At 70.0% G+C, this 13,339-nt stretch carries 9 protein-coding genes; 5 read left to right on the top strand and 4 right to left on the bottom strand.

What is annotated here, in order from left to right:
* Positions 1-43 precede the first annotated feature (43 nt).
* Positions 44-679 carry a uracil-DNA glycosylase family protein gene (locus AC2S9W_RS03610; RefSeq protein ID WP_286749907.1) on the top strand — a complete coding sequence of 212 codons (636 nt, stop codon included), beginning with the start codon at positions 44-46 and terminating at the stop codon, positions 677-679.
* Between the two features lie 47 nt (positions 680-726).
* Here AC2S9W_RS03610 and AC2S9W_RS03605 read toward each other — a convergent pair whose 3' ends face one another.
* Complete coding sequence (locus AC2S9W_RS03605; protein ID WP_286749909.1) at positions 727-2,859, bottom strand: hypothetical protein; 2,133 nt, start codon at positions 2,857-2,859, stop codon at positions 727-729.
* Between the two features lie 183 nt (positions 2,860-3,042).
* Between AC2S9W_RS03605 and AC2S9W_RS03600 the strand changes: the two genes are divergently transcribed.
* The gene (locus AC2S9W_RS03600) at positions 3,043-3,588 is read left to right on the top strand and encodes an ECF-type sigma factor (protein WP_067186572.1); all 546 of its coding nucleotides are present in this window, start codon (positions 3,043-3,045) and stop codon (positions 3,586-3,588) included.
* A 51-nt stretch (positions 3,589-3,639) separates the two neighbouring features.
* Here the strand turns inward: AC2S9W_RS03600 and AC2S9W_RS03595 are convergent, their stop codons facing one another.
* Both AC2S9W_RS03595 and AC2S9W_RS03590 read right to left on the bottom strand, forming a co-directional pair.
* Positions 3,640-4,014, bottom strand: a complete 375-nt coding sequence (locus AC2S9W_RS03595) for a sulfatase family protein (RefSeq protein WP_286749910.1) — start codon at positions 4,012-4,014, stop codon at positions 3,640-3,642.
* Complete coding sequence (locus AC2S9W_RS03590; protein ID WP_486571638.1) at positions 4,007-6,511, bottom strand: serine/threonine-protein kinase; 2,505 nt, start codon at positions 6,509-6,511, stop codon at positions 4,007-4,009. Before AC2S9W_RS03590 ends, AC2S9W_RS03595 begins: the two co-directional genes overlap by 8 nt.
* Positions 6,512-6,633: 122 nt before the next feature.
* Between AC2S9W_RS03590 and AC2S9W_RS03585 the strand changes: the two genes are divergently transcribed.
* The 3 genes from AC2S9W_RS03585 (at position 6,634) to ligD (ending at position 11,824) form a co-directional block, all read left to right on the top strand.
* Positions 6,634-8,334: an N-acyl-D-amino-acid deacylase family protein gene (locus tag AC2S9W_RS03585; protein WP_486571637.1), complete on the top strand. Its 1,701-nt coding sequence runs from the start codon at positions 6,634-6,636 to the stop codon at positions 8,332-8,334.
* 90 nt (positions 8,335-8,424) lie between these two features.
* Positions 8,425-9,297: a non-homologous end joining protein Ku gene (gene ku / locus AC2S9W_RS03580; protein ID WP_486571636.1), complete on the top strand. Its 873-nt coding sequence runs from the start codon at positions 8,425-8,427 to the stop codon at positions 9,295-9,297.
* 1 nt (position 9,298) lies between these two features.
* Positions 9,299-11,824: a DNA ligase D gene (ligD, locus tag AC2S9W_RS03575; RefSeq protein ID WP_486571635.1), complete on the top strand. Its 2,526-nt coding sequence runs from the start codon at positions 9,299-9,301 to the stop codon at positions 11,822-11,824.
* Between the two features lie 145 nt (positions 11,825-11,969).
* On the opposite strand, the gene AC2S9W_RS03570 is transcribed toward ligD, so the two are convergent.
* The gene (locus tag AC2S9W_RS03570) at positions 11,970-13,337 is read right to left on the bottom strand and encodes an efflux transporter outer membrane subunit (RefSeq protein WP_486572055.1); all 1,368 of its coding nucleotides are present in this window, start codon (positions 13,335-13,337) and stop codon (positions 11,970-11,972) included.
* Positions 13,338-13,339: the final 2 nt, after the last annotated feature.

Below are 13,339 nucleotides of genomic sequence, written 5' to 3'. Positions count from 1 at the left end.
AGGCGCGCGACTCGGCGATCGGCAAAGGGGAGAGAAGGCGGCAATGGACGGGGTGAAGGCGGACGAGCCGTTCGAAAGCCTCGTCGAGGCCGTTCGCGCCTGCCGCATCTGCCGCGACGCGCCGCGCTACGGGCCGCCGCTGGGCCATGAGCCGCGCCCGATCCTGCAATTGTCGGAAAGCGCGCGCATCTGCATCGCGAGCCAGGCCCCGGGCATAAGGGCGCACACCAGCGGCCGGCCGTTCGACGACCCGTCGGGGGTGCGCCTGCGCGAATGGATGGGGATCGACGAGGCGCAATTCTATGACGCCTCGCGCGTCGCGATCCTGCCGATGGGCTTCTGCTTTCCCGGCGTCGGCGCCGGAGGCGACCTGCCGCCGCGGCGCGAGTGCCGCGAGATCTGGCAGCACCGGCTGTTCGCGCGGCTGCCCGACCTGAAGCTGCTGCTCGTCATCGGCGGTCATGCGCTGCGCTGGCATCTGGGTGCCGAATGGGCCCGGCGCGGCGTCACCCAAACCGTGCACGCCTGGCGCGAGATCGGCGCCGCCGGCGCATCGCCGCGCATCGTCCCGCTGCCGCACCCGTCGTGGCACAACAATCGCTGGCTCAAGACCCACGGCTGGTTCGAGCAGGACCTGCTGCCCGAGCTGCGGCGCGAGGTGCACGCCCTGCTGGTCTGATCGGGCGCGGAGCCCTTCCCGGCCGGCGGGCCGGGAAGGGACGATGGTCAGAAACCGAAGGCGATCCCGACCCGGCCGCCGGTGGTGCCCTTCACCGTCGATCCGGCAAAGCCGCCGCTGACGTAGACGCGCGGAGTCAGGCGCACGACGGCGGCGCCCGAGAAACCCTGTTCGCCCTGATAGGTGGCGAGGTTGAACGAGACCGAGACATTGCTGTCGGGGACGATCATCGTGCCGCCCATCGCCATCGCGGTGACGATACCGCCCGTCGCTTCGCGGAATCGGCGGTCGTTGCCGAGGCTCAGCGCGTCGATCCGGCCGTTCAGCGCGCTGATATTGCCGTCGAGCGCCCCGATCGCCGAGCCGACGTCGTGATAGGCGGTGCCGCCGACCGAATAGCTCGGCGCGCTGACCGCGCCCGTCGCGGCATTGTAGGCCGCGCCGCCGCCGAGCGCGGAGGCGAGGCCCGCGCCGGCGGTGTCGCCGCGCAGCACGGCGATGTTTGCGGTCGCTTGCGCGGCGCCGGCACTGGACTGGGCGGTCGCCGCGTTGGCAAGCGCTGTATCGGCGGTGCCCTGCGCCGTCGCGGCGTTGGCGAGTGCCGAGTTGGCTGTCCCTTGCGCCGCGGCCGCTTCGCTGCGGGCGATGTCGGCGGTCGTCTGCGCAGCCGCCGCACTGGCGACGGCGGCGTCGGCGGTCGCCTGCGCCGCGCCCGCGCTGCCTGCGCCCGCCGTCGCGGCGGCAAGCGCGGCATTGGCCGTGGTCTGCGCTGCGGTCGCCTTCGCGTCCACGACATCGAGCTGCGCCTTGTTCACGGCGTCGGTCGCCTGCGTGCCCGCCGCGACGTTGACGAGCTGGCGTTGCAGGGCCGCCGAACCGATGGAGACGCCGTTCGCGCGATCGGCGATCGATCCGGTGCCGAGTGCGACACTGCCCGCGGCCGTGGCCTCCGCGCCATAGCCGACCGCCGTGGCGCTGATGACCGTTGCCTTGGCCAGTGTGCCCAGCGCCGTCGTATAAAAGGTCGTGGCCTCGCTCATTCTCCCGACGGCTGTCGCATCGTCGCCCGCCGCCTTGCTGTTGGCGCCTACCGCCGTGCTGGCAGAGCCGGAGGCTTCGCTCAGATAGCCAAATGCGGAGGCGCCAGCCTTGCTGGCGACGGAACTGCCTCCTGCCGCGATCGCGTAGCCCGCGGCGTTGGCGGCGTCTCCGAGGGCGACCGAGTCGATCCCCGTGGCCCCGGCAGTGCGGCCGATCGCGATCGCGCTGATCCCCGTGGCGCTCGCGCCTGCCCCCACCGAATTGATCGCGACATAGGGATTGACGGCCCCCGCAGCCACGGCGTCGAGCTGCGCCTTGTTCACCGCGTCGGTCGCCTGCGTGCCCGCGGCGACATTGGTGAGCTGGCGCTGGTAAGTCGCCGCGCCGAACGAGACGCTATTCGTGCGGTCCGCGATCGACCCCGCACCGATCGCCACGCTGCGCTCGGCGGATGCCTGCGCATTCTGGCCTAGCGCCGTGGCGCCTTCCGCCGACGCATTGGCGAGCACTCCGAACGCGCTCGCATATTCGGCCGTGGCCTCGCTGAACGCGCCTGCCGCCGTAGTGTAATCGGCGGTCGCCTTGCTGGTGTTGCCGAGCGCGGAGCTGTTGAAGCCGAAGGCCTGGGTCGATACGCCGAGTGCGGTGGCGCCGCTGCTGGTGGCGCCGGAGTTCTGCCCCACTGCGGTGGTGAAGGCGGCGGTTGCGTTGGAACTCTTGCCGATCGCAGTGGCGTTGGTCGAATCGGCGTTCGCCAATTGGCCGACGGCGGTGCTGTTGTCCCCGGTCGCGCGACTCGATTGGCCCAGCGCGGTGCTGCTTGCGGAAGTGGCGCGGGCGTTGCGACCGACCGCCGTGCTGCGCTCGCCGCTTGCTTCGGTCGCCTGACCCAGCGCAGTGCTTTCTTCGCCGGTTGCCGAGCTGTTGCTGCCCACGGCGGTGCTGACGAGGCCGCTCGCGACGCTGACTTCGCCGCATTCGGTGCTGCCGCTCACGTCATCGGCGTTGCCGGATATGCCGTCAGGGCCCGCATTGACATTGCATTCGGGGGTGACGTCGGCGCGCGCCGGGGCGGCCGTCAGCATCGCGATGACGATGGCCGGAGCGGCTGCGGCGATCAGCAGGTTCAATTTACGCATATTCTCTTCCCTCCTATCGGGCGAAGGCCATCGGCCCCCACGGTGGATGTCTCGACCCGGCGGGCGACGCCTGCCCCGGCGCCTCTTCCCGTTTCGCGCGCGGCGCGCTTGCCTTGCCGCGCTTGCCTTGCATCCGCCGACCTGCGAAGAACGGCGGACGCCTGACAGAGAGCGAGACGGGAAATTTCCGAGGAAGCGGACACGCCGGCCGAAAAAAATGGGGCGGAGGGCCCGGACGCGCTGATCGCGGGGCTTTACGGCGAATTGCGCGCCATCGCGCGGCGCGAGCATTATCGCGCCGGACAGCCGCAGACGCTCCAGACCACGGCGCTGATCAACGAAGCCTATGTGAAGCTGCGCAAGGCCGACGGCTGGGACAGCCGGTCGCATTTCCTAGCCTGCGCGGCGACCGCGATGCGGCACATATTGATCGACGCGGCGCGCGCGCGGCTCGCCTCGAAGCGCAATGCGCCGACCTACAGCTTCACCCAGAGCCTCGACTCGCTCGCCGCCGCGGTTCCGGAGGACGAACAGGTCGTCCGGCTCGGCGAGGCGCTCGAAGAACTGAAACGGCTCGACGCCAACCTCGCGCAGGTCGTCGACTGCCGCTTCTTCGCGGGGATGGACGAGAAGGAGACCGCGCTGATCCTTGGCGTCTCCGACCGCACGATCCGCCGCTGGTGGGTGCAGGCGCGCGCGTGGATCCACCACGAGATGGCGGCAGCCTGATCCTGCCCGGAGCGAAAGGACTTGGCGCGCCGATGATCGTCGTTCAGCGGCTCAGTCGACCTTGCCGTCGATCGGCCCTTCCTGGAAGTGCGGCGTCCCTTCGACGGGACGCGTGTCGCCCTGCTTCGTTCGCCAGACCTTCAGCTTCCGGCGAAGCGACTGCAGGACTGTTTTGTAGCGCGAATCCGCCGCCAGATTGTTGCGTTCGGCGGGGTCGGCCTCGAGGTCATAGAGTTCCTCCGCCGGACGCCGGTAATAGCTGTTGACGATCTGCTGAGCGGCGGGATCGGTCGAACGACGCCACGACGGGAAATAGCGTCCCGAATCGTCAATGTTTCGCACATATTGGTCGATGTGCGTCGTGTAGACATATTCGGGGTGCAGGTTGGAGATATACTTCCACTTCGGCGTGCGCACGCTACGCATGGGATAAGCTCGTCCCCAGCCGTGCCCGCAGCGCGGGGAAGGATTTGAGGTAGGAGGCGCCCGCTGCGCCCTCGGCCTCGAACAGCGCTGCGGCGCGGTCGGTTTCCTGCCGCGCCTCGGCGAGCCTGCCTTGCCTGAGCAGCGTAACCGCCTTCGCGCGGGCGAAGATCGCCTGCGGCAGGCCGGGTTTGGGCAAGGCGTCGATCAACGGCTGCGTCTCGGCGATCGTGCGGCGCGCGCCCGCGATATCGCCCGATTCGGCCTGCGCCTCGATCAGCCCCGCGGCGATGATCAGCGTCGGCGCCGCACGCGGGCTCAGATATTGCGCCGCCATCGGGCGCGCCTCGGCGAGAACCGCTTTCGCGTCGGCATATTTGCCGAGCGCCAGCCTGGCGCGGCCGAGCTGGAGCAGATCGACCGCGAGCCCCGCCGAACGGCCGAAGGTCGCGCGCCGCTGCGCCGCCACCCGCGTGACGATCCGCTCGGCGGCGGCTGGCTGGTCGAGCTTGAGCAGACGCACGGCCTTCAACTGGGCGATCGTCAGTCCCTGCATGCTCGCTTCCTGCCCGGTGCGGCGGATCACCGCCTCGGCGCGGTCGAAGATCGCGGGCATCGCATCGAGCTGGTTCGCCTCGGCCATATAGACGAGCAGGTTGTTGTAGGTGGTCAGCAGGTCGCGGTGGTTCTCGGCATAGACGATGTCGGCATCGGGCAGCGTCCGGATCAGCAGCGCGATCGCATCCTCCAGCCGCCCGGTGCGCCGCCACAACTGCGCGCGCGCGAGGGCGATCTCGACCAGTTCGCGGCGGAAATGCGCGGGGTCGGCGCGAAACACGGGCTCGGCGGCGTCGATGTTGGGGCCGATCTCCTCGGTCCGGCCGAGGCCCCCCGCGGCGGCGGCGGCGCGCATGCGAAGCTGCGCGGTCGCCACCGGGTCGCCGCGTCCGACGCCGCGCGCCAGCGCCTTTTGGATCAGCGCGTCGGCACCCGCCGTATCCTCCAGATTCACATAGAGGTCGAACAATGTGACGATCAGGTCGGCCGATTTGGAACTGGTGTCGAGCGAGGCGGCGAGGCGGGTCGCGGTCTGGTCGAGCATCTGCTTGACGGTGACATTCTCGCTGTTCGCATCCTCGGCAGTGTCGCGCACCATCACGGTCAGCATCCGGTTGATCGCCTCCGACCGCCGCGCCTCGGCGACCGCGAGGTCGCGCTCGACCGCGGTCTCGCGCGCCTGCCATGCGATGCCGCCCGCGCCGACGAGCAGCGCCGCGAGCACCGCGGCGGTCGCCGCGACCCCCCAGCGATAGCGGCGCAGGAAGCGGCCAAGCATGTAGCGTGTCGATCCGTCGCGCGCATGGACGGGCAGATATTGCTGGTGGCGTGCGATATCCTCGGCCAGCGCGCTGACGCTGCGATAGCGCTGCGCCGGGTCGCGCCGCATCGCCTTCAGGACGATCGCGTCGAGGTCGCCCGCGATCCGCCGCGCCGGCACCGGCGCCTCGCCACGTGCCGCGGCGCGGCTCGGCAGTTCGGGGTCCTCATAGAGGACGCGGCGGATCATCATCGGCACCGACGCCTTGCCGCCGCGCCAGGGGCTCCGCCCGCTGACCAGTTCGTAGAGGAGGACGCCGAGCGCGTAGACGTCGGTCGCGACCGTCGCTTCCTCGCCGCCCAGCTGTTCGGGCGCGGCATAGTCGGGGGTGAGCATCGCCTGCGTCGTCGCGGGCAGCGCCGCGCTGTCGTCGAGCAGCTTGCCGATCCCGAAGTCGAGCAGGCGCGGCTTGCCGCCCGCGTCGATCAGGATGTTCGAAGGCTTGATGTCGCGGTGGACGACAAGGTTGCCGTGCGCATAGGCGAGCGCGTCGCAGACGGTGCGGAACAGGTCGAGCCGCGTGTCGAGGTCGGCGCCATGTGCGGTGCACCAGGCGTCGATCGGCTGGCCGTCGACATAATCCATCGCGATATAGGGCCGCCCGTCGGGAGCAACCCCGGCGTCGATCAGCCGCGCGATTCCCGGATGATCGAGCCGCGCGAGCAGCCGCCGCTCGCGCGCGAAGCTCTCGGCACGCTCGGCGGCGTCGACGCGGAGCAGCTTCAGCGCGACGCGCTGGTCGAAATCGGCCCCCGTGCGATACGCGAGATAGACCTCACCCAACCCGCCGCGCCCGATCGGCCGTTCGACGGTGAAGCCGCCGATCGCCTGCCCGGGGGCGAGCGAGCCGAAGCTTGCGGGCGCCGACTCGCCCGCCGGCGACGGGGGCGCCAGCGATGGCGGCGCGCCGTCCAATATGCCGTCGCCGCGCGCGGCGAGCAGCAGGCGGCGCGTCGTTTCGACGATCCCCGCGGATTGCGGCGCCTTCGCGAGGCGCTGTGCCTGCATGTCGGGCGGAAGGTCGACCAGTTGCTCGAAGAGGCGCTGGACGGCCTGCCAGTCGTCGCGGTTCAACGCCTCCATCGCCCCTCCTCCGATCGTCCGGTCCCGATCGTCCGGCACAGTTGATCCGAAGAAGCGGCGCCGCGCAATCGCTTATTTGACCGTGACGGGGGCCTTGATCCCGTCCGTGCTTGCGGCACAATGGCCGCCGGTCGATACGGACGGGGAAGGGGTTGGCGATGATGGCGAGGGACAGATATTTCGGCATGGCGGCGGCGCTGTTCGGCGCGTCCTTCCTTTCCCCCGTGCAGGCGGGCGGGGCAGCCCCCGCCGCCTATGATGTCGTGATCCGCGGCGGCACCATCTATGACGGGTCGGGCGGCGCGGCGCTGGTCGGCGACGTCGCGATCCGCGGCGACCGCATCGTCGCGGTCGGCACGGTCGAGGGGCGCGGCGCGCGCGAGGTCCGGGCGGACGGCATGGCGGTCGCGCCGGGCTTCATCAACATGCTCAGCTGGGCGACCGAATCGCTGATCGCCGATCCGCGCAGCCAGAGCGACATCCGGCAGGGCGTGACGCTGGAGGTGATGGGCGAGGGCTGGTCGATGGGGCCGCTCAACGCGACGATGAAGGCGCAGGAGACCGAACGCCAGGGCGACATCCGCTTTCCGATCGAATGGACGACGCTGGGCGATTATTTCGCCTATCTCGAAAAGCGCGGCATCGCGCCCAATGTCGCGAGCTTCGTCGGCGCCGCGACGGTGCGCGTCCACGAACTGGGCGAAGGCGACGTCGATCCGACCCCCGAACAGCTGGACCGGATGCAGGCGCTGGTGCGCCAGGCGATGGACGAGGGCGCGCTGGGCGTCGGCAGCTCGCTGATCTATGCGCCCGGTTCCTATGCAGAGACCGACGAACTGGTCGCGCTGATGCAGGCGGCGGCCGCTTGCGGCGGCATGTACATCAGCCACATGCGCTCAGAGGGCGACCGGGTCGAGGAAGCAGTCGATGAGCTGATCGAGATCGCGCGCCGGTCGGGCGCGCCCGCCGAAATCTATCACCTCAAGATGGGCGGGCGCGCCAATTGGGACAAGCTGGCCCCCGTCGTCGCGAAGATCGAGGCGGCGCGCGCGGCGGGGCTGCGGATCACCGCCGACATGTACACCTATACCGCCGGCGCGACCGGGCTCGATGCCGCGATGCCGACCTGGGTGCAGGCGGGCGGGGTCGAGGCGTGGATCGAGAGGCTGAAGGACCCGCAGGTCCGTGCGCGCGTCGCCGCGGAGATGCGCGCGCCGGGCGATGACTGGGAGAATCTCTATTTCGGCGCCGGGGCCGACAAGATGATTCTCACCGGCTTCAAGAATCCGGCGCTCAAGCCGCTCACCGGCAAGACGCTCGCCGAGGTCGCGGCGATGCGCGGCACCTCGCCCGAGGATACCGCGATGGACCTGGTGGTCGAGGACGGTTCGCGCGTCGGCACCGTCTATTTCCTGATGTCCGAGGACAATGTCCGCCAGCAGATCCGGCTGCCGTGGATGAGCTTCGGCTCGGACGCCGCGTCGCAATCGACCGAGGGCGTGTTCCTGAAATCGGGCGCGCACCCGCGCACCTACGGCAATTTCGCGCGGCTGCTCGGCCGCTATGTGCGCGACGAGAAGCTGATCCCGCTCGAACAGGCGGTGTATCGCCTGACGACGCTGCCCGCGACCAATCTGGGGCTGAAGGAGCGCGGCGCGCTCAGGCCCGGCTATTACGCCGACGTCGTCGTCTTCGACCCGAAGACCGTCGCCGACCGCGCGACCTTCGAGGCGCCGCACCAATATGCGGTCGGGGTGCGCGACGTGTTCGTGAACGGCGTCGCGGCGCTGCAGGGCGGCGAGCCGACGGGCGCGACGCCCGGCCGCGCGCTGCGCGGCGCCGGCTTCGGGACGTGCCGCTAGGAGCGGGCGGCATCGGGCACCGCCCGGCCGAAAGGGAACCGCATCCTGCCCTCGCGCATTGCCCATGGGTCACGCTCATGGGAGGATGCCATGCCCGCCCGCGCCTATTGGAAGGGGCAGATCCGGCTCGCGCTGGTGTCGATCCCCGTCGAAATCTATCCGGCGACCCGGTCGGGCGCGAGCGTCAGCTTTCGCCAGATCCACGAACCGAGCGGCAAGCCGGTCAAGTATGAGAAGGTCGTCCCCGGTATCGGGCCGATCGACAAGGACGATATCGTCAAGGGCTATGAGCTTTCGAGGGGCAGCTATGTCCTGCTCGACGAAGAGGAGATCGAGGCGGTCAAGCTCGAAAGCAAGCGGACGCTGGAGCTCGTCCAGTTCGTCGACGCGGGCGAGATCGACATCCTTTATTATGAAAAGCCCTATTATGTCGTCCCCGCCGACGAGCTGGCGGAGGAGGCCTATATCGTCCTGCGCGAGGCGCTGCGCCGCACGCGCAAGGTCGGGCTCGGCCAGCTCGCGCTGCGCGGCGAGGAACAGCTCGTCGCGCTGCGCCCGTGCGGCAAGGGCCTCGTCCTCGAAGTGCTGCGCTACGCCGACGAGGTCAATCGGGCGGCGAATTATTTCCGCGACGTCGGCGCCGCGAAGCCCGACGCCGACCTGCTCGACCTGGCCGAGACGCTGATCGACAGGAAGAGCGGCCGGTTCGACGCGAGCGACTATCACAACCATTATGTCGACGCGCTGAAGCGGCTGATCGCCAAGAAGGCCAAGGCGAAAGGCCGCAAGGTGCTGGAGGATGTCGAGGAGCCCGCCGCCGCGCGCGAGGGATCGAACGTCATCGACCTGATGGCGGCGCTCAAGGCGTCGGTTGGCGGGCGCAAGACGACGCCGGCGGCAAAGACTAAGGCCCCGGCGCGCAAGGCGTCGACGCGCCGCGCGCCGGCGAAGAAGCGCGCCTGACATGGCGCGGCGCGCCGACCCGCTCGCGCAGTACAAGGCCAAGCGCGACTTCGCCGCCACGCCCGAGCCGGCGGGGCAGGTGGCGACGGGAAAGGCGGCGAAGGCGGAGGGCGGACGCTTCATCGTCCAGAAGCACGACGCGACGCGCCTTCATTATGACTTCCGCCTCGAGGCCGACGGTGTGCTCAAGAGCTGGGCGGTGACGAAAGGGCCGAGCGCCGATCCCGCCGACAAGCGGCTCGCGGTGCGCACCGAGGATCATCCGCTTGCCTACGCCGATTTCGAGGGCGCGATCCCCAAGGGCGAATATGGCGGCGGCACGGTGATGCTGTGGGACCGCGGCACCTGGGCGCCGGTCGCGGGCAAGAGCGCGAAGGACATCGACCGCGGCCATCTGCACTTCACGCTCGACGGCGAACGGATGAAGGGCGAATGGCTGCTCGTCCGCATGAAGCCGCGCGCGGGCGAAAAGCGCGAGAACTGGCTGCTGCGCAAGATCGACGACGCCCATGCCGGCGGCAGCGACGATCTGGTCGGTCGCCATCTGACGAGCGTCCTCACCGGCCGCACCATGGCCGAGATCGCGGGCGACGCGGGCGGCGCGCAGTCGCTGCGCGGTGCGAAGGGCGCCGCCTTCACGCAGAAGATGAAGGCCACGGCGAAGCATAATGCGGCGGTCGCGAAGCGCCGCGCCGGCGGGGGCAAGCCGCCCGCCTTTCGCAAGCCCCAGCTCGCGACGCTCGTCGATGCGGTGCCGGGCGGCAACAACTGGTTCCACGAGATCAAATATGATGGCTATCGCGCGCTCGTCGCGGCGGCGGGGAGCGCGGTGCGCATCCATACGCGAAACGGCCTCGACTGGACCGACAAGTTCGCGCCGCTCGCCGCGCAGTTCGCCGCGCTCGACCTGCCGCCGTGCCTGATCGACGGAGAGATCGTCGCCTATGACGGTACAGGCAATCCCGATTTCTCGTCGCTGCAGGCGGTGATCAAGCGCGGCCATGGCGCACAGGATGCCGATACGGCGCTGAACTTCTTCGCCTTCGACCTGCTCGAAGAGGATGGCAAGTCGCTGGCGAAGCTGGGCAATCTCGAACGCAAGGAACGGCTCGAAGCGCTGCTGCGCGCCGCCGCGCCGCCGATCGCGGTCGCCGACCACGTCATCGGCGCGGGCGAACGCCTGTATACGGCGATGTGCGGCGCGGGGCAGGAAGGCATCATCTCGAAGCGCGCCGACGCTCCCTATGCCGGCCGCCGGACGCGCAACTGGGTCAAGGTCAAATGCACCCGCCGCCAGGAATTCATCATCGTCGGCTGGAAGCCGTCTTCGGCGAAGGCGCGCCCCTTCGCCTCGCTGCTCCTCGCGCAGCGCGAGGGCGATGCGCTGGTCTACAAGGGCAATGTCGGCACCGGCTTCGACGCTGCGACGATGGCGATGCTGGCGCGCAAGTTCGCGAGCCGTGCGCGCAAGACCCCGCCGCTGGCGGTCGAACGCGCGGCGGCGCGCGACGTCCGCTGGCTGACCCCCGACCTCGTCGCCGAAATCGCCTTCGCCGAATATACCGCCGGCGGATCGGTGCGCCACGCGAGCTTCGTCGGCCTGCGCGAGGACAAGGAGGCGAAGGACGTGACTCCGGAGACGAAGCAGGCGGCGCCCCGCCCGACCGCCGACGTGCGGATCAGCAACCGCGACCGCGTCATCTTTCCCGAATCGAAGGCGACCAAGGGCGACCTTGCCGACTATTATGCCGCGGTCGCGCCGATCATGCTGCCGCACATGGCGCGCCGCCCGGTCAGCCTCGTCCGCTGCCCGCAGGGTCGCGCCAAGCAATGCTTTTTCCAGAAGCATGATTCGGGATCGTTCGGTCCGCAGGTCCACCATGTCCCGATCCGCGAGAAGGACGGCGGGGTCGAGGATTATCTCTATGTCGAGGACGCCGGCGGCATCCTCGCCTGCGTCCAGATGGGGACGATCGAATTCCACGGCTGGGGCAGCCATGTCGACACGCTCGAGACGCCCGACCGGATGGTCTTCGATCTCGACCCCGACGAAGGGCTCGATTTCGGCGACGTCCGCAAGGCGGCGGCCGACCTCCATCGCCAGCTTTCCGACATCGGCCTGATCAGCTTCGCGATGCTGTCGGGCGGCAAGGGGGTGCATGTCGTCGTGCCGCTCGACCCGGGGCCGGACTGGGACGCGCACAAGGATTTCGCGAAGCGCTTCGCCGAAGCGCTCAGCCTCGCCGAGCCCGACCGTTTCACCGCGACGATGAGCAAGGCGAAGCGCAAGGGCAAGATCTTCATCGACTGGCTGCGCAACCAGCGCGGCAGCACCGCGATCATGCCCTGGTCGGCCCGCGCCCGCGAAGGCGCGCCGGTCGCGGCGCCGATCGGCTGGGATGCGCTGGCGGACATCGACAGCCCGCGCCACTGGACGATCGCCGACGCCGATGCGCTGCTCGAACGCGCGGCGAGCGCCGAGCTCAAGGGCTGGGGCTTCGCGCGCCAGACGCTTCCCGATTTGTGAGGGCTGAAGGGCCACACCACAAATATGCGCCGTTTGTCCTGAGCTTGTCGAAGGGCCGTTCTTTCTTTCAGCACCGCGAGAAGGGCGGTGCTTCGACAAGCTCGGCACAGGCGGAGTAGGTGGTGAAGATTGCAAATACGGCAATCTAGCGTTCAGCGCCGCCGCCGAGTGCCTGATAGAGTGCGACATAGGCGGTGAGGCGGTCGGCGCGCAGCTGGATCAGCGCGAGATCGACCGACAGCAGCGCGCGCTGCGCGTCGATCTGTTCGAGGTAGGGCGAATAGCCGGCGCGATAGCGGTTGGTGGCGTGGCGCAGCGCGTCGGCGACCGCGGTCCGTTGCGCGACCAGCGCCTGTTCCTGCGCGCCGAGCCGGTCGATCACCGCGAGCTGGTCCTCGACCTCGCGAAAGGCGGTGAGCACCGTGCGGCGATAGGCGAAGGCGGCCTGATCGCGCTGCGCGGTCGCGGCGTCGAACTGACCGTGCAGCCGCCCGCCCTGGAACAGCGGGGCGAGGATGCTGCCGCCGACCGACCAGATGCCCACCGGATCGGACAGCGCCGACGAGATCACCGCGCCGGCCGACGCCGACAGGCGAAGCTGCGGTAGGAATTGCGCGCGCGCGGCGCGCAGGTTGGCGTCGGTTGCGGCGAGCGCATATTCGGACTGCGCGATGTCGGGCCGGCGGCGGACGAGTTGCGACGGCAGCATCGCGGGGACGGCGGGCGTCGTCAGCGATCCGAAGCCCGCGCCGCGTGCGATCGCGTGCGGGGTCTCGCCGGCGAGCAGCGACAGGGCGTTCTCCTGCCGCGCGATCGCCGCCTCGATCGCCGGGACCTGTTGCTCGGTCGCGCGATACTCGGCCTCGGCCTGCCGCAGTTCGAGCTGCGAGGTATAGCCCGCCTCGGCACGGTCGCGCGCGATGCGCAGCGCCTCGCCGCGCGATGCCAGCGTCTGTTGCAGCAGCTCGCGCCGCGCGTCGAGCGCGAGCAGGGCGATATAGCCGCTTGCCGCCGCCGCGCTCACCGACAGCGTCGCCGCCTCGTGCGCCGCCGCGACCGCCGCGGCGTTGGCGCGCGCCGCCTCGACCTGCGCGGCGTTGCGGCCGAACAGGTCGACTTCATAGGCGGCCTGGAAGACGGGCTGCGCGGCAAAGCCCTCGGTCGCGACGCCGAAGGGATTGAGGCTGCGCGATTCGGCGCCCGGCGCGCTGGCGCTCAGCGACGGCAGCAGCAGCGATCGCGCGACCCTTTCCTGCGCGCGCGCCTCGGCGACGCGCGCCGCGGCGATCGCGAGGTCGCTGTTGTTCGCGCGCGCGCGCTCGACCAGCACGGCGAGCTGCGGGTCGCCGAAGCGGTCCCACCATTGCCGGTCGATCGCGCCGCTTGCGGGAAGGTCGGTGCGCCAGTCGGCGGGCGGCGCGACCGTGCTCGTTTCGGGGCGCGGCGTGATCGGCGGCGCGCAGGCGGCGAGCAGCAGCGGCAGGACCAGCGCCGCGCGCGGGACGGGGCGCATCG

Source organism: Sphingopyxis sp. 550B, from assembly GCF_057401805.1.
Note: the sequence above shows the minus strand (reverse complement) of the source record. Positions and strands in the feature narration are given on the sequence as shown.

Bases quoted from the DNA above. Each gene is read 5' to 3' on its own strand.
- AC2S9W_RS03570 (WP_486572055.1), bottom strand. From the start codon at position 13,337: ATGCGCCCCGTCCCGCGCGCGGCGCTGGTCCTGCCGCTGCTGCTCGCC.
- ligD (WP_486571635.1), top strand. From the start codon at position 9,299: ATGGCGCGGCGCGCCGACCCGCTCGCGCAGTACAAGGCCAAGCGCGAC.
- AC2S9W_RS03585 (WP_486571637.1), top strand. From the start codon at position 6,634: ATGGCGAGGGACAGATATTTCGGCATGGCGGCGGCGCTGTTCGGCGCG.
- AC2S9W_RS03595 (WP_286749910.1), bottom strand. From the start codon at position 4,014: ATGCGTAGCGTGCGCACGCCGAAGTGGAAGTATATCTCCAACCTGCAC.
- ku (WP_486571636.1), top strand. From the start codon at position 8,425: ATGCCCGCCCGCGCCTATTGGAAGGGGCAGATCCGGCTCGCGCTGGTG.
- AC2S9W_RS03610 (WP_286749907.1), top strand. From the start codon at position 44: ATGGACGGGGTGAAGGCGGACGAGCCGTTCGAAAGCCTCGTCGAGGCC.
- AC2S9W_RS03605 (WP_286749909.1), bottom strand. From the start codon at position 2,859: ATGCGTAAATTGAACCTGCTGATCGCCGCAGCCGCTCCGGCCATCGTC.